Origin of the sequence: Enterobacter sp. ZOR0014 (genome assembly GCF_000798855.1) — a bacterium.
Lineage (GTDB): Bacteria > Pseudomonadota > Gammaproteobacteria > Enterobacterales > Enterobacteriaceae > Enterobacter > Enterobacter kobei.
On the sequence record NZ_JTLF01000170.1, the window covers coordinates 1 to 22,372 of the forward strand.

22 protein-coding genes are annotated in these 22,372 nt (G+C 53.9%); 14 read left to right on the forward strand and 8 right to left on the reverse strand.

Annotated elements, in window-relative coordinates; all coding sequences use genetic code 11:
• Positions 1-205 precede the first annotated feature (205 nt).
• A complete protein-coding gene (locus L977_RS08805) occupies positions 206-1,501 on the forward strand; it encodes an MFS transporter (protein ID WP_023331104.1) in 1,296 nt (431 codons plus the stop codon).
• Here L977_RS08805 and L977_RS08810 read toward each other — a convergent pair.
• The 5 genes from L977_RS08810 to trxC all read right to left on the reverse strand — a co-directional run bounded on the left by L977_RS08810 (position 1,498) and on the right by trxC (position 7,219).
• The gene (locus L977_RS08810; protein ID WP_014884860.1) at positions 1,498-1,821 is read right to left on the reverse strand and encodes a YfiM family lipoprotein; all 324 of its coding nucleotides are present in this window, start codon (positions 1,819-1,821) and stop codon (positions 1,498-1,500) included. The genes L977_RS08805 and L977_RS08810 overlap by 4 nt on opposite strands.
• A 45-nt stretch (positions 1,822-1,866) precedes the next feature.
• Positions 1,867-3,222, reverse strand: coding sequence for a CDP-diacylglycerol--serine O-phosphatidyltransferase (gene pssA, locus L977_RS08815; RefSeq protein ID WP_041163066.1), 1,356 nt, complete (start codon positions 3,220-3,222; stop codon positions 1,867-1,869).
• A gap of 110 nt (positions 3,223-3,332) precedes the next feature.
• Entirely contained in the window at positions 3,333-5,996 is a 2,664-nt protein-coding gene (locus L977_RS08820; RefSeq protein WP_014884858.1) for a bifunctional acetate--CoA ligase family protein/GNAT family N-acetyltransferase, read from the reverse strand.
• Between the two features lie 35 nt (positions 5,997-6,031).
• Positions 6,032-6,730, reverse strand: coding sequence for a tRNA-uridine aminocarboxypropyltransferase (gene tapT, locus L977_RS08825; protein ID WP_047344912.1), 699 nt, complete (start codon positions 6,728-6,730; stop codon positions 6,032-6,034).
• A gap of 69 nt (positions 6,731-6,799) precedes the next feature.
• Positions 6,800-7,219, reverse strand: a complete 420-nt coding sequence (gene trxC, locus L977_RS08830; protein WP_014884856.1) for a thioredoxin TrxC — start codon at positions 7,217-7,219, stop codon at positions 6,800-6,802.
• A gap of 204 nt (positions 7,220-7,423) precedes the next feature.
• On the opposite strand from trxC, the gene L977_RS08835 reads away from it, so the two are divergent.
• On the forward strand, positions 7,424-8,554 hold the full coding sequence (locus tag L977_RS08835) for a tRNA/rRNA methyltransferase (RefSeq protein WP_014884855.1): 1,131 nt from the start codon (positions 7,424-7,426) through the stop codon (positions 8,552-8,554).
• Between the two features lie 40 nt (positions 8,555-8,594).
• Here L977_RS08835 and ung read toward each other — a convergent pair whose 3' ends face one another.
• A complete protein-coding gene (gene ung, locus L977_RS08840; protein WP_014884854.1) occupies positions 8,595-9,284 on the reverse strand; it encodes a uracil-DNA glycosylase in 690 nt (229 codons plus the stop codon).
• A gap of 314 nt (positions 9,285-9,598) precedes the next feature.
• On the opposite strand from ung, the gene grcA reads away from it, so the two are divergent.
• Positions 9,599-9,982, forward strand: coding sequence for an autonomous glycyl radical cofactor GrcA (gene grcA, locus L977_RS08845; protein WP_014884853.1), 384 nt, complete (start codon positions 9,599-9,601; stop codon positions 9,980-9,982).
• 52 nt (positions 9,983-10,034) lie between these two features.
• On the opposite strand, the gene srmB is transcribed toward grcA, so the two are convergent.
• Complete coding sequence (gene srmB / locus L977_RS08850; RefSeq protein ID WP_014884852.1) at positions 10,035-11,363, reverse strand: ATP-dependent RNA helicase SrmB; 1,329 nt, start codon at positions 11,361-11,363, stop codon at positions 10,035-10,037.
• 132 nt (positions 11,364-11,495) lie between these two features.
• Between srmB and trmN the strand changes: the two genes are divergently transcribed.
• Positions 11,496-12,233, forward strand: coding sequence for a tRNA(1)(Val) (adenine(37)-N(6))-methyltransferase TrmN (gene trmN / locus L977_RS08855; protein ID WP_047625612.1), 738 nt, complete (start codon positions 11,496-11,498; stop codon positions 12,231-12,233).
• Here the strand turns inward: trmN and nadB are convergent.
• The gene (gene nadB / locus L977_RS08860; RefSeq protein WP_047625613.1) at positions 12,218-13,837 is read right to left on the reverse strand and encodes an L-aspartate oxidase; all 1,620 of its coding nucleotides are present in this window, start codon (positions 13,835-13,837) and stop codon (positions 12,218-12,220) included. The two genes, trmN and nadB, sit on opposite strands and share 16 nt — an antisense overlap.
• 344 nt (positions 13,838-14,181) lie before the next feature.
• On the opposite strand from nadB, the gene rseD reads away from it, so the two are divergent.
• The 10 genes from rseD to recO all read left to right on the forward strand — a co-directional run.
• On the forward strand, positions 14,182-14,265 hold the full coding sequence (rseD, locus tag L977_RS25225; protein WP_223605340.1) for a rpoE leader peptide RseD: 84 nt from the start codon (positions 14,182-14,184) through the stop codon (positions 14,263-14,265).
• A complete protein-coding gene (gene rpoE / locus L977_RS08865) occupies positions 14,262-14,837 on the forward strand; it encodes an RNA polymerase sigma factor RpoE (protein WP_006176728.1) in 576 nt (191 codons plus the stop codon). Before rseD ends, rpoE begins: the two co-directional genes overlap by 4 nt.
• Before the next feature lie 31 nt (positions 14,838-14,868).
• Positions 14,869-15,519: an anti-sigma-E factor RseA gene (rseA, locus tag L977_RS08870; protein WP_014832926.1), complete on the forward strand. Its 651-nt coding sequence runs from the start codon at positions 14,869-14,871 to the stop codon at positions 15,517-15,519.
• A complete protein-coding gene (gene rseB, locus L977_RS08875; protein WP_023331097.1) occupies positions 15,519-16,472 on the forward strand; it encodes a sigma-E factor regulatory protein RseB in 954 nt (317 codons plus the stop codon). Before rseA ends, rseB begins: the two co-directional genes overlap by 1 nt.
• Positions 16,469-16,945, forward strand: a complete 477-nt coding sequence (rseC, locus tag L977_RS08880; protein WP_014884848.1) for a SoxR-reducing system protein RseC — start codon at positions 16,469-16,471, stop codon at positions 16,943-16,945. The genes rseB and rseC overlap by 4 nt, the downstream gene beginning before the upstream one ends.
• A gap of 185 nt (positions 16,946-17,130) precedes the next feature.
• A complete protein-coding gene (gene lepA, locus L977_RS08885) occupies positions 17,131-18,930 on the forward strand; it encodes a translation elongation factor 4 (RefSeq protein ID WP_014884847.1) in 1,800 nt (599 codons plus the stop codon).
• A 16-nt stretch (positions 18,931-18,946) separates the two neighbouring features.
• Positions 18,947-19,921 (forward strand): signal peptidase I, encoded by a 975-nt coding sequence (gene lepB, locus L977_RS08890; RefSeq protein WP_023337640.1) that lies wholly within the window; start codon positions 18,947-18,949, stop codon positions 19,919-19,921.
• 222 nt (positions 19,922-20,143) lie between these two features.
• Positions 20,144-20,824, forward strand: a complete 681-nt coding sequence (gene rnc / locus L977_RS08895) for a ribonuclease III (RefSeq protein WP_010434072.1) — start codon at positions 20,144-20,146, stop codon at positions 20,822-20,824.
• A complete protein-coding gene (gene era, locus L977_RS08900; RefSeq protein ID WP_006176722.1) occupies positions 20,821-21,726 on the forward strand; it encodes a GTPase Era in 906 nt (301 codons plus the stop codon). The genes rnc and era overlap by 4 nt, the downstream gene beginning before the upstream one ends.
• Before the next feature lie 18 nt (positions 21,727-21,744).
• On the forward strand, positions 21,745-22,372 hold a 628-nt coding region (gene recO / locus L977_RS08905), incomplete at its 3' end, for a DNA repair protein RecO (protein WP_047625614.1).

Sequence of the window (22,372 nt, forward strand, 5' to 3'; positions counted from 1 at the left end):
TCAAGAAGAACCCCGTACCGTAAGGTGCGGGGTTTTTTGCTTTGGGTTTTTTTCCCCTGGCCTTTCTCTTAATCTCTTACCCTGCTAATGGAATGTGTGATCCCTGTCTCAATGTTATTTATAACAAAATTATAACATTTCATTTACGAGGTAATTGAGTCTCCTGGCTCAATACACCGCTGTTTATGGCAGGAGCATAATCACAATGACAGAAAGTATTACATCAAACGGGACGCTGGCTAACAGTGATACCCGAAGAAGGGTATGGGCAATCGTCAGCGCCTCTTCCGGGAATCTGGTTGAATGGTTTGACTTCTACGTCTACTCATTCTGTTCACTCTACTTCGCACATATCTTCTTCCCGTCCGGCAACACCACAACACAGCTACTACAAACGGCAGGGGTATTTGCCGCCGGATTCTTAATGCGACCCATTGGGGGCTGGCTGTTTGGGCGTATTGCGGATCGTCGCGGGCGCAAGGCCTCCATGCTGATCTCGGTTTGTATGATGTGCTTTGGATCTCTGGTGATCGCCTGCTTACCAGGGTATGAATCGATCGGGACATGGGCGCCTGCGCTGCTTTTGCTGGCTCGCTTATTCCAGGGACTATCGGTGGGCGGTGAATACGGTACCAGTGCGACCTACATGAGTGAAGTTGCCCTGGAAGGCCGCAAAGGTTTTTACGCCTCATTCCAGTACGTCACACTCATTGGTGGTCAATTGCTGGCGATTCTTGTGGTGGTGATCCTGCAGCAGATCCTGACAGACGAACAACTTCACACATGGGGATGGCGAATTCCTTTCGCACTGGGCGCAGCACTGGCGATTGTCGCACTTTGGTTACGCCGTCAGTTAGATGAAACCTCGCAGAAAGAGGTCAGGACGCTAAAGGAGGCGGGAACATTCAAAGGATTATGGCGAAACCGCAAAGCTTTCCTGATGGTGCTGGGCTTCACTGCGGGCGGCTCTCTCAGTTTTTACACTTTCACCACCTATATGCAAAAGTATCTGGTGAACACCACCGGAATGCACGCAAACGTCGCCAGCGTTGTTATGACAGTGGCACTTTTTGTCTTTATGCTCATACAACCGATTATCGGTGCGCTTTCCGATAAGATTGGTCGCCGTACGTCAATGCTGATCTTTGGTGGGCTGTCAGCGCTGTGTACTGTCCCTATTTTGACAGCCCTTCAGCATGTCTCCTCGCCATATGCCGCATTTGCACTGGTGATGCTGGCGATGGTGATTGTCAGTTTCTACACCTCGATCAGCGGAATACTGAAAGCCGAAATGTTCCCGGCACAGGTACGAGCGCTAGGGGTAGGGCTCTCTTATGCGGTAGCCAATGCGCTGTTTGGCGGATCGGCGGAGTATGTAGCGTTGTCTCTTAAATCATGGGGAAGTGAAACGACATTCTTCTGGTACGTGACGGTAATGGGGGCGCTGGCCTTTATTGTCTCCCTGATGCTGCATCGCAAAGGGAAGGGCATTCGTCTTTAATAATGCGCCATCTGCCAGACGGCATAGCCGGTGGTTGCACCGGCGACGTCCCAGGCGAAATCTTTCCAGCTCCAGCCGCTCCCCGCGGGGCGGCTATCCCACAGTTCTTTTGATGCTCCAAGGCTTACTGAGAACATCAATCCTATCGCTGCGCTCCGGTCCCGGCTGTATCCCTGATGCTGTGCATATTCGTTACCGGCTGCAGACAGCATTGCGGAGGCGAGGAAGTGCTGAGCCTTATCCTGTCCGGACCAGCTATCGTTGGCCATATGGCTGCAGCCACTCAGAAAGAGGACGCTCAGTAGCAGAGAAGTACGCATCAACGGGCTCCATAAAAAAGCCCTGCGGGTGACAGGGCTCTGACATTACAGAATACGGCTGATAAGTCGGTCGATACGGATACGACGTAAACGGCGGATCAACTTACGGACTTTCACCGGATAATCGGCAATGCTCTGTAGTTCGCGGTAATGGTTAACCACCGTAGTATGCGTGCGAATCAACTCCAGCTCACGTTCACGCTGGGCGGCTAACTCATGCTGCGGGTCATGGATGAGAATGGCGTTTTCCAGATCCAGTCTCCAGGCGCGTGGGTTAAGGTTGTTACCGGTCAGCAGCATCCACTCATCGTCGACCCACATTCCTTTCAGGTGGTAACTGTTGTCTTCATCTTTCCACAGACGCACAACCAGCTGGTCAGTGTTGACGTAGTACTGTAAACGGCTCAGGAAACGACGCAGGTTAATCTCATAAAGATAAGGCAGCGCACCGATGATTTTGAACGGCTGGTCTTCAGGGATGAAAAAGTCGTTTGCTGTTTTATCGCCGACGATAATTTCCACTTTTTTACCGTCGCGCAGTAGCTGAATGATATTTCGTACCAGCACGGCAGGAAGGTTAAAGTATGGCGTACAGATGGTGAGTTTCTGCTCTGCGCATGGCATCAAATGGAAGATCGTTTTGTTCAGCAGGCTTGATTTGCCGAGCCCTACCAGCGGGGTAACAGATAACTCTTCGTTGTTCGCATCGCCCTGGAAATGGTAGACCGCATCGCGCAACTCCTGGCGGAAAGCGCGAACATCATTTTTGATCTCCGGGCTTTTAGGACGCTCAGGATCGTCAAGGCGATTAACACCACGACCGTGTACCAGGTTTTTATCAACCCAGTTGAACATGATATCGGCCATCTGTGGATTACGAATCAGGTGGTAGCGGTCGTAGCGATATTTATCGTGCTGATGAAGGTAGACATCATTCAGGCTTGCGCCGCTGTACAGGACGCTGTCATCAATGATGAACCCTTTAAAATGAAGGACACCGAGTGCTTCACGGGTATTAACGGGTACGCCATAAACAGGGACATCGACGCCAGGATTTTCCTGCGCCGTGCGGCAATACCAGTCTGCATTAGTATTGGAAGCGGCTGCGCCGATACGGCCACGCTGAGCGCGATGCCAGTCAACCAGTACGCGAACATCCAGTTCCGGACGCTGACGTTTAGCTTCATAGAGTGCGTTGAGGATCGCACGACCGCCTTCATCTTGTTCAAGATACAGGGCCACAATGCAAATGCGTCGCGTGGCGCTGGCAATCTTTTCCAGAAGCGTTTCCCGAAAATGAGCGGGAGCATAAAAGAACTCTACATCATCAACTGACTGAGAAATCTTCGGTAGTTGAGCAAGGTGTTGTTGATGTTTATTACGCTTAAATTTTGACAACATCACAGTGCGTTTCTTCTCTGTTCATTGAAGGGTTGTCTGTACCATGCAAACAACATAAGCGGACAATGATACCACCAGTCCCGTCCAAAGTGGGTAACATTTCCAGTAGGTTACTCGTGTTTGTCTGCTGATGTCAGGATGAGGGACAAGGCAACAATACCTTCCTCCAGCTGAATATCAACGTCAAATCCGAGTTTTCGCGCCAGGGTCACCATACCGCGATTGTTTGGCATAGTAATGCCATTCAGGCGCAACAATCCGTGATCTCGCGTATAACTGATGAGTTTTTCCAGCAGTCGTCTACCCAGCCCCAGGCCTTTAAGATCGGAGCGCACCAGCACGGCAAACTCCGCATCGACATTATCCGGGTCAGAAATGGCTCGCGTGACGCCGAGGATCTCATCATCATGATCTGCACGACGCACGGCAACAAACGCCATTTCTCGATCGTAGTCGATCTGGGTCATATTGGCTAAATCATCGTGGGTAAATTCGTTGATTTCGCTAAAATAGCGGTAGTAGAGATCTTCTTTTGTAACCTGAGAGATAAAGGCCCGCAGCTGGGGTTCATCTTCCGGCAGAATTGGGCGGAACAGGACGCGTTCCCCGTTTTTCATCTCTACCCACTCCTCCAGATGCAGAGGATATGGACGGATTGCCAGGCGGCTCTCTCTGTCCCCTTCGAAGGGCGCGATATCCAGCGTCACGTCCAGCGCCGTAAACTCATTGCCGGAAGCGAGTAGCGGATGGATATCCAGCCGCTGGATCTCGGCACAATCCACGATCAGATTAGACACCTGCACCAGGAATTGACTTAACCCGGCAATATCGAGCGGACGCAAGGCACTGCGGCCACGGATCTTTTTGCTTTTAATCGCCTGAATGATCAGATAGCGCGCGAGGTTCATGTTCAGCGGCGGTAAAGCAACGACAGCCTGTTCCTCCGGGCGCCACTCCACGCCACCTTCTCCCAGCATAATAAGCGGGCCGAAGACGGGATCGTGCTCTACCACGACTCGTAGTTCCTGAGCGCCTGCGCGGTTAGCCATGCTTTGTACCAGCAGTCCGTGGATCCGGGCCTGCGGCCAGGCCATCTTAACGCGGTCAAAAATGGCATCAGCTGCCTGCTGTACCTCCGTTGCCGTACGCAGATATAACATGACACCCTGAACATCTGATTTATGCGGTATATCGGGAGAGCGCAGCTTAAGAGCGACCGGATAGCCAATCTGCTCCGCAATATGTACTGCCTCGGCGCTGTCGCTGGCGATCCAGGTTGGCAGGGTTTGCATCCCGTAGCTGCCCAGAATGGGCTGCACTTCATGCGTATCAAGCGATGTCGCGCCCTCTTCAATAGCCTGCTGCAAGAGTCGATGAACGTCGACGGTATTCGCCGTCAGGTTACCAGGTAGCGCCGGGGTTTCGCGTAGCTGCTTCTGATTGCGGCGATATTCCACCATATGCATAAATGCGGTGATAGTCCCTTCCGGCGTACGGTAGGTTGGCAGACCGGCTTCGCTGAACAGACGTCGTGCCTCCTGAGATGAAAACTCACCGCACCAGTTTGTCAGCAGAGTGACATATTTGCCGCGCGGATGGTTGCGTACAGCTTCAATTAACGCGCGCGCACTTTCACTGCCCGGCGCGACTGCGCTGGGGGAGTGGATAATCATCAATGCATCGAAGTCCTGACTATCCAGCAAAATTGAGATAGCCCGAATATAGCGATCGCTGCTGGCGTCATCGCGCAAATCAAGCGGATTGCCGGGCATCACGCTTGTCGGAAGCGCCTCTCTGAGGCGTTGAAGCGTCTCTTCACCCAGCGTTGCCAGCTTTCCGTTGCGCAGCCACAGTTCATCCAGCGCAAGCGCAGCAGGGGCCGCACCATTGCTGACAATCATTAACTTCTCGCCACGCAGTGGGCGCATGTGACTGAGCGTCTCAACGGCGGAAAAAAGCTCGTGCGTATCCTGCACCCGCAGTAACCCCGCGCGCTGGATGGCGGCATCCCAGGCGGGATCCATGCCGGAATGAGACTGCAGGAGACGCTGGGCAGCAGGACTGCGACCGCTTTTGATAACCAGGATCGGCTTATTGCGCGAAGCACTTCGTGAAGCCGATACAAAACGACGGGCGTCGCTCAGATGCTCAAGATAAAGGAGTATCGCGCTGGTTTTGCTGTCACGAGCCAGGAAATCCAGAAGCTCATCAACGTCGATATCCAGGCTGTCGCCCAGGGCAATGAAGTAGGAGAAACCCATTTCGCGCTGTTGCGCCCAGTCGAGGATAGTGTTCGATACTGCAGCCGACTGCGAGATAAACGCCAGTTTGCCTTTGCGGATCGGTACCGGGGAGAAACTGGCATTCAACCCCTGCCAGGGGGCGAGCAGGCCCAGGCTATTCGGGCCAAGGATACGCATCTGGTAGCGGCTGGCGTAGGCGAGCAGTTCGGGTTGCTGTTCAGGTGGAGACGAGAGAATAATGCAGGTTTTACACCCTTTCTTGCCAAGTGCTTCCAGCAGTTCCAGATTGCGTTTCGCATTCGTACACAGCACGGCGAGGTCCGGCACAAAAGGCAGGCTCTGCACATCTGGCCATGCCAGCACCCCCTGAACGGCCTTATAAGCCGGCGTGACGGGCATGACGGGGCCATTAAATCCTCCCGCGAGCAGGTTGCGCATCATCAGATAGCCTGCCCGATCCGGTTTCATGGATGCGCCGATAACGGCAATGGATTTAGGACGTAATAGCGCTTCTAACCCTCGCTGGCTCATGCAAGTCTCCCGTGATTGCAAGCGACCTGATGATTTTAAACGCTTTCTGACGCTGTTGCTGTGATGCTGCCCTTATGAATGGTTTTTCCCGCCAGATAGCGTTCCCGGAAACAAGAGAAATGGTTGCCCAGGGCGCCGGCTGCTGCGGTATCCCCGGCTAAATCCAGCAGCGCGATGGCCACCTCGGCGGTGCAATATTGTCCGTCAGCATGCGCTTCACGCAGGCGATAAGCCGAGACGCGGGAAAGATCGACAGAAATGACCGGCAGCGCGTCAAGGTAAGGGCTTTTGCGAAACATTTTCCGCGCTTCGGTCCATGTGCCGTCCAGCATAATAAACAGCGGTGGCTTACCGGATGGTGGCGCCGAAAGCACCTGACGATTGTCACCTGCGTAAGAGGCCGGGAAAACGACCATCGGCTGATAGTCCGGGTTTGTCACCAGATCGAGCAGGGCCTGTGGCGGCTCGGTGCGGGACCATTGAAACGCGGCAGTATCCGGCAGAATATCGGCAATCAGCCGCCCTGTATTACTGGGTTTCATCGGCTCGGTATCAAACATGACCAGACAAAAACGGCTTTTAGCCGTACTGGGTGCCAGCGTTTCGCACAGGCAAACTTTAAGCGGAAGCAGGCAGCGCTGGCAGCGACGAATGCGATTGCCACGGGCAAGAAAAGGACGAGTGGCGCGCGCAAGGCGTTCGGCGCGTAACAGGAGGACAGCGTTATCGTTCATGGGCGAAGTGAAGGAAAAACGCCATTTTCGCAGAGGCGGGAGCGGGGCACAAGATGTGCCCCGTGAAAGTTACAGTGATTCGTTTAACCAGCTGTCAAACGGCGCTTTCGGTACTGCGCCATTGAGCATGTCGACGACTTCACCGTTTTTAAAGATCATAATGGTCGGGATGCTGCGAATGCGGAAACGTGCGCTAAGCTCGCGTTCCGCCTCGGTATTCACCTTAACAAAACGCATCTTACCGCTGCGCTCTTCGGCCACGTCTTCAAAGATTGGCGCGAAGCTTCGGCATGGACCGCACCACGGTGCCCAGAAATCGACCACCACCGGGAGATCGTCCTTGAGGAGTTTGTCCAGCGTAGCACCCGTCGCGTTAATGACATCGCCATCAAACAGTTCGTGGCCACAACGTCCGCATTTCGCACCATCGTCAATCCGATCGTCCGGAATGCGATTAAGAGCCTGACAGTTGGCACATACGGTATTCATAACTAACCTCTGATAGAGCCGTGGGACAGCGGCAGAACGCCGATAATGTTTCTAATATGTTACATATTATCAATGAGCCTGTTTGAAACAACAATGCGTTTTATTCAATGAGAACAATAGTCACAGGCTTTTGTACGAAATTATGGCTATGCGCTGGCACATCGGGTAATCTGCGCGCTTCGCGCAGCGCTGGTGGAGAAAAGCATGAACGACGAAATGAAAAACAAAAGCGGCAAGGTCAAAGTGATGTATGTCCGCAGTGATGATGACTCTGATAAACGCACCCAAAATCCGCGTACCGGAAAAGGTGGCGGGCGTCCGGCGTCTTCTCGTGCAGACGGTGGCCGTCGCCCCGCCCGCGATGACAGAAACACCCGCGGTGATGACCGCAAACGTGACGATCGCAAACGCGATGACCGTCCGCGTTCCGACCGCCCACGCAGTGACCGTCCACGAGACGATCGTCCGCGTGATGACTTCTCGCGTGACAACGCCTCCCCGTGGCGCACCGTTTCTCGCGCCCCGGGCGATGAGACGCCAGAGAAAGCCGATCACGGCGGTATCAGCGGCAAAAGCTTTATCGATCCGGAAGTGCTGCGCCGTCAGCGTGCGGAAGAGACCCGCGTGTATGGCGAGAACGCCTGCCAGGCGCTGTTCCAGAGCCGCCCTGAGTGTATCGTCCGCGCCTGGTTTATCCAGAGCGTGACCCCGCGCTTTAAAGAAGCACTGCGCTGGATGGCTGCGAACCGTAAAGCCTACCACGTGGTGGATGATGCCGAGCTGACCAAAGCGTCCGGTACCGAGCACCACGGCGGCGTCTGCTTCCTGATTAAAAAACGTAACGGCACCACCGTGCAGCAGTGGGTCAGCCAGGCGGATGCCGATGACTGCGTGCTGGCGCTGGAAGATGTAGGCAACCCGCACAACCTGGGCGCGATGATGCGCAGCTGCGCGCACTTTGGCGTGAAGGGTGTGCTGTTACAGGATGCCGCACTGCTGGAATCCGGTGCCGCTATCCGCACTGCAGAAGGCGGAGCGGAGCATGTGCAGCCGATCACCGGCGACAGCGTGCTGGACGCCCTTGAGCAGTTCCGTAAAGCGGGTTATTCCATCGTGACCACGTCGAGCCATGCTGGTACGCCGCTGTTTAAAGCGACGCTGCCGCGTAAAATGGTGCTGGTATTAGGTCAGGAACGTGACGGTCTGTCTGACGCGGCGCTTTCCAGTGCTGATCTGAGCGTCTCTATCGACGGGACAGGTAATGTAGAAAGTCTGAACGTATCCGTTGCGACCGGCGTACTGCTGGCGGAATGGTGGCGTCAGAATAAGGCATAAGCCTCTCAATGTGCCGGGTCTGGCCCGGCACATTCAAACCCTACTCGCTCTCTGCCGGTAACACTGGCATCCAGTCAATTGGCGTTTCGCCACGTTTTTCCAGCCATTCATTCGCCAGAACAAAGTGATTACTGCCGAAGAAACCGCGATGTGCCGACAGCGGAGACGGGTGCGGCGCTTTTAAAACGTGATGGCGCTGACGGTCGATAATCGCCCCTTTCTTCTGCGCGTGAGAACCCCACAGTAAAAACACCACGCCTTCACGATGTTCGTTGATCAGGCTAATAACCTTATCGGTAAAGGTTTCCCAGCCCAGGCTGGCGTGAGAATGTGCCTGACCCGCCCTTACAGTGAGTACCGTATTTAACAGCAGCACACCCTGATGCGCCCAGCTTTCCAGGTAACCGTGGGTGGGGCGGGTGAAGCCAGGAACGGTTCCCTCAAGCTCTTTATACATATTGAGCAGAGAAGGTGGGATAGCCACGCCCGGACGGACGGAGAACGCCAGCCCGTGTGCCTGACCCGGGCCGTGATACGGATCCTGGCCAAGAATGACCACCTTCACATCGCTCAGCTCAGTGTAACGAAAGGCGTTGAACACATCTTTCTGCGGCGGATAAATCGTCTGCCCGGACTGACGTTCAGCTGCAACGGTGCTGAGTGTATTGATAAAATAGGGTTGTTGTTTTTCTTCTGCCAGCACATCGTGCCATGTCAACGGTGTGGTCATCTCGCTCTCCTGCGAATCTCATTCTGTGTCTAGCTTACCTGTTAAACGCCAGTGAGCAAAATGACGCGCTGAAATGCACGCTAAGTAGCTAAATTTATTTTGAAAAGATACACAACCAGTTGAATTGGTAAGGTGCTGAAATTGATCTAAAACAATAAATTCAAACCACACTCTTTATGTGGTTGGTGTTTTTGTTGATTTAAATCAATAAATCACCGGGGTGCGAGTGATATATATACACACAAGAAACAATGGTTTTACCAATTGGCCGTGTGAGGCCGACACCAGTTAATGTAGCCTAAGGGAGGCAACACATGATTACAGGTATCCAGATTACTAAAGCTGCAAATGACGATCTGCTCAATTCTTTCTGGCTGCTGGACAGCGAGAAAAACGAAGCACGCTGCGTGGTGGCAAAAGCCGGTTTTACTGAAGATGAGATCGTGCCAGTGAGCAAACTGGGCGAAATCGAATATCGTGAAATCCCAATGGAAGTGAAACCGGAAGTGCGCGTGGAAGGCGGTCAGCATCTGAACGTTAACGTTCTGCGTCGTGAAACGCTGATGGATGCCGTTGAGCACCCTGAAAAGTACCCACAGCTGACTATTCGCGTGTCTGGCTATGCGGTTCGTTTTAACTCACTGACCCCAGAGCAGCAGCGCGACGTTATCGCGCGTACCTTTACTGAAAGCCTGTAAGGTTCCAGTTTCGGGGGGGAATAAAAAAGCCGGGGAAATCCCCGGCTTTTTCTTACTCTTCAGTTTTCGTATCCTGCGCGGCAGCGCTTGGCTTACGACGCTTACCAATGTTTTTGGTATCGCGGTGGCGTTGCTTAACGCGCGGCTTCTCTTTTTCTTTCTCTTTTCTCTCAGCGCGTTTTGCGAGTGCTTTCTTGGACGGTTTGCCCGTCATTTTTTCACTCGGCGCGCGGGTAGTTGGGCGCAGGCCGTCAATGACGCGAGATTTCAGCGGCTCATCAACATAGCGACCAATTTTTTGCAGCAGCAGGTGATCGTGCGCTTCAACCAGTGAAATCGCAGTACCTTTACGTCCGGCGCGACCGGTACGGCCAATGCGGTGCAGATAGGTATCACCACTGCGCGGCATATCGAAGTTGATCACGTGGCTCACGTCCGGAATGTCGATCCCGCGTGCGGCAACGTCTGTCGCCACCAGCACGTTCACGCGGCCATCGGTCAGGCGTTTGATGCCTTCGGTACGCTTAACCTGCGCCATCTCACCTTCGAGGTAGCAGTTATTAATGCCCGCATTACGCAGCATTTCTGCCAGCTCGTGCACGCGCTCGCGTTTACGCACAAAGACGATGGTACGCAGAGCATCTTCCTGCTTCAGCAGGTGCTTCAGTAATTCGACCTTGTGCTCAAGGTTGTCCGCACGGTAATACCACTGGTGGATCTTCTTGCGCTCACGCGTAGAGGGCGTCGCAGAGACTTCAACCGGATCTTCCAGCAGACGCTCGGCGAAATCTTTAATCGCGTCCCCTTCAAGGGTGGCAGAGAACAGCATCGTCTGGTTACGCCAGCGCGTCTCGCCCGCAATATGTTCGATATCCTGTGCGAAGCCCATGTCCAGCATACGGTCGGCTTCATCCAGAATCAGCGTTTCTACCGCGCGGCAGTCGAAGTTCTCTTCTTTAATGTACTGCAGCAAACGGCCCGTCGTCGCAACAACGATATCCTGGTTTTCGCTGAACACTTCGGCGTGGTTCATATACGCCACGCCGCCGGTAATAGTGGCGATATCCAGATGGGTGTTAGCCGCCAGCTCACGCGCGTGATCGGCAACCTGCATGGCCAGCTCGCGCGTAGGCGTCAGGATCAAAATACGCGGTGGGCCTGATTTTTTTCGTGGAAAGTCGAGCAGGTGCTGCAACACAGGCAGCAAATAGGCTGCTGTCTTCCCCGTGCCGGTTGGCGCAGAACCGAGCACATCGCGGCCCTCAAGCGCAGGCGGAATGGCCGCTGCCTGAATGGCGGTCGGGCGTGTAAAGCCTTTGCTCTCAAGTGCATTGAGCAGGCTTTCATCGAGTTCAAGTTCGGAAAAAGTCGTTACAGTCATGTTCTACCTCTGTGTGGGGCGCTGATTATAGACGTTACGGCTGTAATCTTCATCTGTTTGTATGGATATCGCTTTGCGGTGCCTTCGCTTTCCCCTATGCTACTCCAGTTTCACTTAGAAGGTTGCCCTGACATGTCTCAACTCAAAGCGCAGTTGCGCCGCGATGGTTTTACGTTTAAACAATTTTTTGTCGCCCACGATCGCTGTGCCATGAAAGTCGGCACCGACGGTATTTTACTGGGAGCATGGGCCCCTGTCGCAGGTGTTAAACGTATTCTTGATATCGGTACCGGCAGCGGGCTGGTGGCGTTGATGCTGGCCCAGCGTACGGAAGAGCATGTCACGATTGATGCCGTTGAGCTCGATGCGCAGGCTGCAGGGCAGGCGAGTGAAAATGCGGCCGAATCCCCCTGGGCAGACCGGATTCGCGTTCAATGTGCGGATGTGCTGGTCTGGGCGCCTGAACAAACTGCGCGTTACGATCTTATCGTCAGCAACCCTCCTTACTACGCGCCCGGTGTCGAGTGTGGTACCCCTGAACGTGAACAGGCGCGTTATACCAGTTCACTCGATCATAAAGCACTGCTTACCAGCGCGGCTGAACTCATCTCTGAAGAGGGCTTTTTTTGCGTAGTGTTGCCAGAAAGCACGGGTAATACATTTATTAGTCTGGCGCAGGAGATTGGCTGGACATTACGTTTGCGAACTGACATTTCTGATACGGAAGGACGACTGCCGCACCGCGTGCTGCTGGCGCTTTCGCCAAAAGAAGGTGAATGCTTTAATGACCGTATGGTGATTCGAGGGCCAGACCAGCGTTATTCCGAAGATTACACTGCTCTGACCCAGGCATTTTATCTGTTTATGTGAACCTGCGGAGCCAGTATCGACGGGCCAGATTCAGCAAGCTGATCCGGGTAGTCCAGGGTGTAGTGCAAGCCGCGGCTCTCTTTACGCATCATGGCGCAGCGAACAATCAGCTCGGCAACCTGCACCAGATTGCGCAGCTCCAGCAGATTATTGGATACGCGGAAATTGGCATAATATTCATCAATTTCCTGCTGCAGCATAGTAATGCGGCGCAACGCACGTTCCAGACGTTTTGTGGTGCGCACAATCCCCACGTAGTCCCACATAAACAGCCGTAGCTCATGCCAGTTGTGCTGGATCACGACCAGCTCGTCCGGGTTATCCACGCGGCTTTCATCCCAGGCAGGTAAGTGCTCGGTTTCGCGGGCGTAAGGCATGCGTTTCGTGATGTCTTCCGCCGCTGACCAGCCGTACACCAGACACTCAAGCAGCGAGTTCGACGCCATACGATTCGCGCCGTGAAGGCCGGTATAACTCACCTCGCCGATAGCATACAGACCTTCTACGTCGGTGCGCCCGTGATCGTCAACCATCACGCCCCCGCAGGTATAGTGGGCCGCAGGCACAATGGGCACCGGATCGCGGGTCAAATCAATCCCCAGGTTCAGCAGCTTTTCGTAAATCATCGGGAAATGCTGGCGAATGAATGCGGCTGGCTTATGGCTGATATCGAGATACATGCAGTCCACGCCCAGACGTTTCATTTCATGGTCGATGGCGCGGGCAACGATATCGCGAGGGGCGAGCTCGCCACGCGCGTCAAAGTCCGGCATAAAGCGGGTACCGTCAGGGCGTTTCAGATAAGCGCCTTCACCGCGCAGGGCTTCCGTCAGCAGGAAGTTGCGCGCCTGAGGGTGGAACAGGGCGGTGGGGTGAAACTGATTAAATTCGAGATTCGCCACGCGGCAGCCTGCGCGCCAGGCCATGGCGATACCGTCTCCGGAAGCGATGTCCGGGTTAGTGGTGTACTGATACACCTTTGAGGCGCCGCCCGTCGCCAGTACAACGGCCTTCGCCTGACAGGTTTCAACCTTCTCTTTATTACGGTTCCAGACCCATGCACCCACCACGCGACGCGGACCAGGCAGGCCAATCTTGTCTGAAATAATCAGGTCAACGGCATTACTGCGCTCAAGAACCCGAATATTAGGATGGTTAAGCGCTTTACCCACCAGCGTGGTCTCCACCTCTTTACCTGTGGCATCCGCTGCGTGCAGGATGCGGCGGTGGCTATGACCGCCTTCGCGCGTGAGGTGGTAGCTCTCTTCACCGTTAGGCTGAATCTGGGTATCAAATAATACGCCCTGATCGATGAGCCACTGAACGCAATGGCGGGCATTGCTGGCAACGAACTCTGCGGCGTGCGCATCCACGATCCCGGCGCCGGCAATCAACGTATCTTCTACGTGCGACGCTATGCTGTCGGTCTCGTCAAACACGGCGGCAATGCCGCCCTGGGCATAAAATGTGGAACCTTCACTTATCGGTCCTTTACTCAGAATGATAACGTTTTGATGTTCGGCAAGGCGCAGCGCCAGAGAGAGACCGGCAGCGCCGCTACCGATGATCAGGACATCACAATGGAGTTCAGATGTTGTGTTCATGATTGTTGTTTAATTTACTAAACAGTGTTGGGTCAGAATAGCACCTGAGTGCGATTTATCGCACGTTTTTTTTAGAGGTTGTTGCAATGGCTAAACGCGTAAGACGGAGTAAATAGCGGGTAAAGGAATGAAATTATTTTGCGAAGCAGATCGTTAGCGTCAGATTTTGTGGTGAAATAAAGACTGGGTTGCGTTACTCTTCTCGCGGGAAAAAAGATGTTTCTTGTCAGAAAGTGGTGCGTATCGTGAACAGACTTATAATGAGAGAAAATGAACAGTCTGCGGCGCGATGAACAAAAACAAAGGCGTTACGGAACTTATTGACGATCGGACACTCTAACTCGGTGCTTGCTCAAAGTGCGGTGTTTTTAGAGTGGCGTTTCGATAACGCGTGGAATTTAGGTTTGGGGAGACATTACCTCGGATGAGCGAGCAGTTAACGGACCAGGTCCTGGTTGAACGGGTCCAGAAGGGAGATCAGAAAGCCTTTAATTTACTGGTGGTGCGCTACCAGCATAAGGTTGCGAGTCTGGTTTCCCGCTATGTACCGTCAGGTGATGTGCCTGATGTGGTGCAAGAGTCTTTTATTAAGGCCTATCGCGCGCTGGATTCTTTCCGGGGAGATAGTGCTTTTTATACCTGGCTGTACCGTATTGCTGTTAATACGGCAAAGAATTATCTGGTTGCTCAGGGTCGTCGTCCGCCGTCCAGTGATGTAGACGCTATCGACGCCGAAAACTTCGAAAGTGGCGGTGCGCTGAAAGAAATTTCGAACCCTGAGAACTTAATGTTGTCAGAAGAACTGAGACAAATTGTTTTTCGCACGATCGAGTCGCTCCCGGAAGATTTACGCATGGCAATTACGTTACGGGAGCTTGATGGTCTGAGCTATGAAGAGATAGCCGCTATCATGGATTGTCCGGTCGGCACGGTGCGTTCACGAATCTTCCGTGCGCGAGAAGCTATTGATAATAAAGTTCAACCGCTTATCAGGCGTTGACGATAGCGGGATACTGGAAAAGGTATTAGGCATGCAGAAAGAAAAACTTTCCGCTTTAATGGATGGTGAGACGCTGGATAGTGAGCTGCTCAACGAGCTGTCTCATTCTCCCGAAATGCAAGAGACCTGGGAGAGTTACCATCTCATCCGTGACACGCTGCGCGGCGATACCGGCGAGGTTCTCCATTTCGATATCTCTGCCCGCGTGATGGCGGCCATTGAGAATGAGCCTGTTCATCAGACCACTCCGCTGATTCCTGAAGCTCAACCTGCACCTCACCAGTGGCAGAAAATGCCGTTCTGGCAAAAGGTGCGTCCGTGGGCCAGCCAGCTCACCCAAATGGGGGTTGCTGCATGCGTATCGCTTGCAGTTATCGTTGGCGTCCAGCACTATAATACTCAGTCTGAAACTAATCAGCAGCCAGAAGCGCCAGTGTTTAACACACTGCCGATGATGGGCAAAGCGAGCCCGGTTAGCCTGGGCGTACCGGCTGATGCTTCCGCCAGCGGCGGTCAGCAACAGCAGGTGCAGGAGCAGCGCCGTCGCATTAATGCGATGTTGCAGGATTACGAGTTGCAGCGTCGTCTGCACTCTGAACAGCTTCAGTTTGAGCAGGCCCAAACCCAGCAAGCTGCTGTGCAGGTGCCCGGAAACCAAACTTTAGGAACGCAATCGCAGTAATGAAGCAACTTTGGTTCGCCATGTCTCTGATGGCGGGTAGCCTGTTCTTCTCTGCCAACGCCTCGGCTGATGTTTCATCCGGGGCGTTGTTGCAGCAAATGAATCTGGCCAGCCAGTCACTCAATTACGAGTTGGCATTTATCAGCATCAATAAGCAGGGCGTCGAGTCGTTACGCTATCGTCATGCCCGTCTTGATAATCAGCCACTCGCCCAGCTTTTACAGATGGATGGTCCGCGTCGGGAAGTTGTCCAGCGAGGCAACGAAATCAGCTATTTCGAGCCTGGCCTGGAGCCTTTCACGCTCAATGGCGACTATATCGTTGATTCTCTGCCGTCACTCATCTATACCGACTTCAAGCGGCTGGCCCCTTACTACGATTTTATTTCGGTAGGGCGTACGCGCATCGCAGACAGACTGTGTGAAGTGATCCGCGTGGTTGCTCGCGATGGCACGCGCTACAGCTATATCGTCTGGATTGATGCGGAAACCAAGCTGCCGATGCGTGTGGACCTGCTTGACCGCGACGGTGAAACGCTTGAACAGTTCCGCGTGATCTCCTTCAGCGTGAACAATCAGGTTGGCAACAGCATGCAGAATCTGGCCAAAGCCAGCCTGCCGCCGCTGCTTTCTGTTCCGGCAGGGGATTCCGTTAACTTCAACTGGGTTCCTTCCTGGATCCCGCAAGGCTTTAGCGAAGTGTCCAGCAGCCGTCGTCAGTTGCCAACTATTGACACGCCCGTTGAGTCGCGCCTCTATTCCGACGGTTTGTTCAGTTTCTCGGTGAATATCAACCGCGCAACGGCAAACAGCTCTGAGCAAATGCTTCGTACCGGACGTCGCACGGTGAGCACCACGGTACGTGATAACGCAGAGATCACGATTGTGGGTGAATTACCTCCGCAGACGGCGAAGCGCATTTCAGACAGCATTAAATTCAGGGCCGCGCAATGATTAAAGAGTGGGCAACCGTCGTCTCGTGGCAAAATGGTGTTGCGCGAGTCAGTTGCGATGTCAAAGCCTCATGCAATAGCTGCGCATCCCGTGCCGGGTGCGGCAGCCGCGTGCTGAATAAGCTCGGGCCGCAAACGTCGCATACTATCTCTGTGCCAAGTGAACAGCCGCTGGTGGCGGGGCAGAAGGTTGAACTGGGGATTGCGGAAGGCAGTCTGCTCGGTTCCGCTATGCTGGTCTATCTCTCTCCGTTGGTCGGGTTATTTATCATGGGCGGCCTTTTCCAGACGCTGTTTGGTACTGATGTGGCCGCCATGTGCGGTGCCGCGTTGGGGGGCATCGGGGGATTCTGGCTTGCTAAAGGTCTCTCACCGAAGCTTGCCGCGCGCGAAGAGTGGCAGCCTGTCATTCTCAGCGTTGGGTTGGCACCAGACCAGCTTCGTGTCGAGACGCTCTCTTCTGAGGCCCGATGATCCATCGGGCTTTATCAATTTTTACGCCCTAATACAGAAAACGCCCTTTCTTCACGCTATACCTGTCTCTAAGTGCATTTCCAGGTAGCGAGGATGTAGTGTAGAATGCTGCGTTTTCGCACTGAAAAACGTCAGGCTAAGAACAGCGGCCTCCAGGAATTCGTAAGGCATAATTATTTAACTATATGAAGAACATACGTAACTTTTCGATCATTGCTCACATTGACCACGGTAAGTCGACGCTGTCTGACCGTATTATCCAGATTTGCGGTGGCCTGTCTGATCGTGAAATGGAAGCCCAGGTTCTGGACTCCATGGACCTGGAACGCGAACGCGGTATCACCATTAAGGCGCAAAGCGTTACGCTGGATTACAAAGCGGCTGATGGTGAAACCTATCAACTGAACTTTATCGACACCCCAGGCCACGTTGACTTCTCCTATGAAGTATCACGTTCGCTGGCGGCCTGTGAAGGTGCGCTGCTGGTCGTCGATGCCGGGCAGGGTGTTGAAGCCCAGACCCTGGCAAACTGCTATACCGCGATGGAAATGGATCTCGAGGTTGTGCCGGTTCTGAATAAAATCGACCTGCCAGCTGCCGACCCTGAACGCGTCGCGGAAGAGATTGAAGATATTGTCGGCATTGACGCGACGGATGCCGTGCGCTGCTCCGCGAAAACCGGTGTGGGCGTGACCGATGTGCTGGAACGCCTGGTGCGTGACATCCCGGCCCCGGAAGGTGACCCGGATGGCCCACTGCAGGCGCTGATCATCGACTCCTGGTTCGATAACTACCTTGGTGTTGTCTCTCTGGTGCGTATTAAAAACGGCACCATGCGTAAAGGCGACAAAATCAAGGTGATGAGTACCGGACAGGTCTACAACGCCGACCGTCTGGGTATCTTCACGCCAAAACAGGTTGACCGTACCGAGCTGAAATGCGGCGAAGTAGGCTGGCTGGTTTGTGCCATTAAAGACATCCTCGGCGCGCCAGTGGGCGATACCCTGACCGGTGCGCGTAACCCGGCAGATAAAGCGCTGCCAGGTTTTAAAAAGGTGAAACCGCAGGTTTACGCGGGTCTGTTCCCGGTCAGCTCAGATGACTATGAAAACTTCCGTGATGCGCTCGGTAAACTGAGCCTGAACGATGCTTCCCTGTTCTACGAGCCAGAAAGCTCAACGGCGCTGGGCTTCGGTTTCCGCTGTGGCTTCCTCGGCCTGCTGCACATGGAGATCATTCAGGAGCGTCTGGAACGTGAATACGATCTGGATCTGATCACCACCGCACCGACCGTTGTGTATGAGGTAGAAACCACCTCGAAAGAAGTGATCTACGTCGATAGCCCGTCCAAGCTGCCGCCGCTGAACAATATCCACGAACTGCGTGAGCCGATTGCAGAGTGTCACATGCTGCTGCCACAGGAGTTCCTGGGCAACGTCATTACGCTGTGTATTGAGAAGCGTGGCGTGCAGACCAACATGGTCTACCACGGTAACCAGGTGGCGCTGACCTATGAAATCCCGATGGCGGAAGTGGTACTCGACTTCTTCGATCGCCTGAAGTCTACCTCCCGTGGCTATGCGTCCCTGGATTACAACTTCAAGCGTTTCCAGGCCTCCAACATGGTGCGTGTGGACGTGCTGATCAACGGTGAGCGTGTGGATGCGTTGGCCCTGATCACCCACAACGACAATGCGCCGTACCGTGGTCGCGAGCTGGTTGAGAAAATGAAAGATCTGATCCCGCGTCAGCAGTTCGACATCGCGATTCAGGCGGCCATTGGTAACCACATTATCGCGCGTTCTACGGTGAAACAGCTGCGTAAAAACGTTCTGGCGAAGTGCTACGGCGGTGACGTCAGTCGTAAGAAAAAGCTGCTGCAGAAGCAGAAAGAAGGTAAGAAGCGTATGAAGCAGGTCGGTAACGTTGAGCTGCCACAGGAAGCATTCCTTGCCATTCTTCATGTTGGTAAAGACGGCAAATAACCTTTAAGGAGTTGGCATGGCGAACATGTTTGCCCTGATCCTGGTCATTGCTACCCTGGTGACAGGTCTGCTGTGGTGTCTGGATAAGTTTATCTTCGCCCCAAAACGCCGTGAGCGTCAGGCTGCCGCACAGGTAGCCACTGGCGACCAGCTGGATGCGAAAACCCTGAAAAAAGTCGGCCCGAAACCGGGCTGGCTGGAAACGGGCGCCTCGGTATTCCCGGTGCTGGCCATTGTGCTGGTGGTGCGATCGTTTATTTACGAGCCGTTCCAGATCCCATCCGGTTCAATGATGCCAACGCTGCTGATTGGTGATTTTATTCTGGTAGAGAAGTTTGCCTACGGCATTAAAGATCCTATCTACCAGAAAACGCTGATCGAAACCGGTCATCCGAAGCGTGGCGACATCGTGGTGTTCAAATACCCGGAAGATCCGCGTCTGGACTACATCAAGCGTGCGGTTGGCCTGCCGGGTGATAAAGTGACCTACGATCCGGTCGCCAAGGAAGTTACCGTTCAGCCTGGCTGTAGTTCTGGCACCGCGTGTGAAAACGCACTGCCCATCACCTACTCAAACGTTGAGCCGAGTGATTTTGTGCAGACCTTTGCCCGTCGTAACGGCGGTGAAGCGACCAGCGGGTTCTTCCAGGTGCCAAAAGGCGAAACCAAAGAGAACGGTATTCGTCTGGTCGAGCGCAAAGAGACGCTGGGTGATGTGACTCACCGTATCCTCACGGTGCCAATCGCGCAGGATCAGGTGGGTATGTATTATCAGCAGCCGGGTCAGCAGCTGGCGAGCTGGATTGTACCGCCGGGACATTACTTCATGATGGGGGATAACCGCGATAATTCTGCGGACAGCCGTTACTGGGGATTTGTGCCTGAGGCGAATTTGGTCGGTAAAGCCACCGCAATCTGGATGAGTTTTGAGAAACAGGAAGGCGAATGGCCGACCGGTGTACGCCTGAATCGCATTGGCGGAATCCATTAATTCTCAATAAATGAACGCGTAGCCGCTTTAATTAGCGGCTACGTGAATTATTTCCTCGATAAATCTCTTTGAACTAACGACATCCCCTGTCGTTGTGTATAGAATATTCCCCCGAAGTTTAAGGTTGGCCCTGCAAGGGTGCCACGGCACACGAAACCGCGTTGGTTTTCTCAGGTCGGTTTCGTGTGCTGCATTTTTGACGCATTCAATTATTGGTATCGCATGAACCCCATCGTAATTAATCGGCTTCAACGGAAGCTGGGCTACACTTTTCATCATCAGGAGTTGTTGCAACAGGCATTAACCCATCGCAGTGCCAGCAGCAAGCATAATGAGCGTCTTGAGTTTTTAGGCGACTCAATTTTAAGTTTCGTGATTGCGAATGCGCTTTATCATCGTTTCCCGCGTGTTGACGAGGGGGATATGAGCCGCATGCGTGCCACGCTGGTTCGGGGGAATACCCTTGCGGAAATCGCGCGCGAATTTGAACTGGGCGAATGTCTGCGTCTTGGGCCGGGTGAACTGAAAAGCGGCGGCTTCCGTCGTGAATCGATTCTTGCCGATACGGTCGAAGCATTAATTGGTGGTGTGTTCCTGGACAGCGATATCCAGACCGTAGAAAAGCTGATCCTCAACTGGTATCAGAGCCGTCTGGACGAAATCAGCCCGGGCGATAAACAAAAAGATCCGAAAACGCGTCTGCAGGAATATTTGCAGGGCCGTCATCTGCCGCTGCCATCTTATCTGGTGGTGCAGGTACGCGGCGAAGCGCACGATCAGGAATTTACCATCCATTGCCAGGTCAGTGGCCTGAGTGAACCGGTGGTGGGCACAGGTTCAAGCCGTCGTAAGGCTGAACAGGCTGCCGCCGAACAGGCGTTAAAAATGCTGGAGCTGGAATGAGCGAAGAAAAAACGTATTGCGGATTTATTGCCATCGTCGGACGTCCGAACGTCGGCAAATCCACCCTGCTGAATAATCTGCTTGGGCAGAAGATTTCTATTACCTCGCGTAAGGCGCAGACCACGCGTCACCGCATTGTCGGCATCCATACTGAAGGCGCGTATCAGGCGATCTACGTCGATACTCCGGGCCTGCACATGGAAGAGAAGCGTGCCATTAACCGTCTGATGAACAAAGCGGCGAGCAGCTCGATTGGTGATGTAGAACTGGTCATTTTCGTTGTGGAAGGCACCCGCTGGACACCGGACGACGAAATGGTGCTGAACAAGCTACGTGACGGCAAAACGCCGGTCATCCTCGCGGTCAATAAAGTTGACAACGTGCAGGAAAAGGCTGACCTGCTGCCGCATCTTCAGTGGCTGGGCAGCCAGATGAACTTCCTCGATATCGTTCCGCTGTCTGCAGAGACTGGCCTGAACGTCGATACCATCGCGGGCATCGTGCGTAAGCATCTTCCGGAAGCGATTCATCACTTCCCGGAAGACTACATCACCGATCGTTCTCAGCGCTTTATGGCGTCTGAAATCATCCGTGAAAAGCTGATGCGTTTCCTGGGCGCGGAACTGCCGTACTCTGTGACGGTGGAGATCGAGCGTTTCCAGACCAACGAGCGCGGCGGCTACGACATTAACGGTCTGATCCTCGTTGAGCGTGAGGGGCAGAAGAAGATGGTGATCGGCAACAAAGGTGCCAAGATCAAAACCATCGGTATTGAAGCCCGTAAAGACATGATGGAGATGTTTGAGGCGCCGGTTCACCTGGAGCTGTGGGTGAAAGTGAAATCTGGCTGGGCCGATGATGAGCGTGCTCTGCGCAGCCTCGGTTACGGCGAAGACCAGTAACCTAAGACGACGAGTATGATGGAAGGATGGCAGCGCGCCTTCGTCCTGCATAGTCGTCCCTGGAGCGAAACCAGCCTGATGCTGGACGTCTTCACGGAAGAGTCCGGTCGCGTGCGCCTTGTTGCGAAAGGCGCACGTTCCAAACGTTCTAATCTGAAAGGTGCCCTACAGCCTTTCACGCCGCTGCTGGTCCGCTTTGGTGGGCGAGGGGAAGTGAAAACCCTGCGCAGCGCTGAAGCCGTCTCCCTGGCGCTTCCTCTTTCTGGTATCACCCTGTACAGCGGTCTGTATGTCAATGAACTCATCTCGCGGGTTCTTGAACATGAGACTCGCTTCTCTGAACTTTTCTTCGATTATCTGCACTGTATCCAGGCCCTCGCTGGGGCAACCGGCACGCCTGAACCTGCCTTGCGACGTTTTGAACTGGCGCTGCTGGGGCATCTGGGATACGGCGTCGATTTTCTGCATTGTGCGGGAAGCGGAGACGAGGTCGAAGACGCGATGACCTACCGCTATCGGGAAGAAAAAGGGTTTATCGCCAGTATCGTGATTGATAACAGTACCTTTACCGGGCGCCAGCTTCGGGCGCTTTATGCGCGCGAGTTTCCCGATCAGGACACCCTGCGCGCAGCAAAACGCTTTACCC

Coding starts and splice junctions, on each gene's coding strand:
- L977_RS08805 (WP_023331104.1), top strand. CDS start 206: ATGACAGAAAGTATTACATCAAACGGGACGCTGGCTAACAGTGATACC.
- L977_RS08810 (WP_014884860.1), bottom strand. CDS start 1,821: ATGCGTACTTCTCTGCTACTGAGCGTCCTCTTTCTGAGTGGCTGCAGC.
- pssA (WP_041163066.1), bottom strand. CDS start 3,222: ATGTTGTCAAAATTTAAGCGTAATAAACATCAACAACACCTTGCTCAA.
- L977_RS08820 (WP_014884858.1), bottom strand. CDS start 5,996: ATGAGCCAGCGAGGGTTAGAAGCGCTATTACGTCCTAAATCCATTGCC.
- tapT (WP_047344912.1), bottom strand. CDS start 6,730: ATGAACGATAACGCTGTCCTCCTGTTACGCGCCGAACGCCTTGCGCGC.
- trxC (WP_014884856.1), bottom strand. CDS start 7,219: ATGAATACCGTATGTGCCAACTGTCAGGCTCTTAATCGCATTCCGGAC.
- L977_RS08835 (WP_014884855.1), top strand. CDS start 7,424: ATGAACGACGAAATGAAAAACAAAAGCGGCAAGGTCAAAGTGATGTAT.
- ung (WP_014884854.1), bottom strand. CDS start 9,284: ATGACCACACCGTTGACATGGCACGATGTGCTGGCAGAAGAAAAACAA.
- grcA (WP_014884853.1), top strand. CDS start 9,599: ATGATTACAGGTATCCAGATTACTAAAGCTGCAAATGACGATCTGCTC.
- srmB (WP_014884852.1), bottom strand. CDS start 11,363: ATGACTGTAACGACTTTTTCCGAACTTGAACTCGATGAAAGCCTGCTC.
- trmN (WP_047625612.1), top strand. CDS start 11,496: ATGTCTCAACTCAAAGCGCAGTTGCGCCGCGATGGTTTTACGTTTAAA.
- nadB (WP_047625613.1), bottom strand. CDS start 13,837: ATGAACACAACATCTGAACTCCATTGTGATGTCCTGATCATCGGTAGC.
- rpoE (WP_006176728.1), top strand. CDS start 14,262: ATGAGCGAGCAGTTAACGGACCAGGTCCTGGTTGAACGGGTCCAGAAG.
- rseA (WP_014832926.1), top strand. CDS start 14,869: ATGCAGAAAGAAAAACTTTCCGCTTTAATGGATGGTGAGACGCTGGAT.
- rseB (WP_023331097.1), top strand. CDS start 15,519: ATGAAGCAACTTTGGTTCGCCATGTCTCTGATGGCGGGTAGCCTGTTC.
- rseC (WP_014884848.1), top strand. CDS start 16,469: ATGATTAAAGAGTGGGCAACCGTCGTCTCGTGGCAAAATGGTGTTGCG.
- lepA (WP_014884847.1), top strand. CDS start 17,131: ATGAAGAACATACGTAACTTTTCGATCATTGCTCACATTGACCACGGT.
- lepB (WP_023337640.1), top strand. CDS start 18,947: ATGGCGAACATGTTTGCCCTGATCCTGGTCATTGCTACCCTGGTGACA.
- rnc (WP_010434072.1), top strand. CDS start 20,144: ATGAACCCCATCGTAATTAATCGGCTTCAACGGAAGCTGGGCTACACT.
- era (WP_006176722.1), top strand. CDS start 20,821: ATGAGCGAAGAAAAAACGTATTGCGGATTTATTGCCATCGTCGGACGT.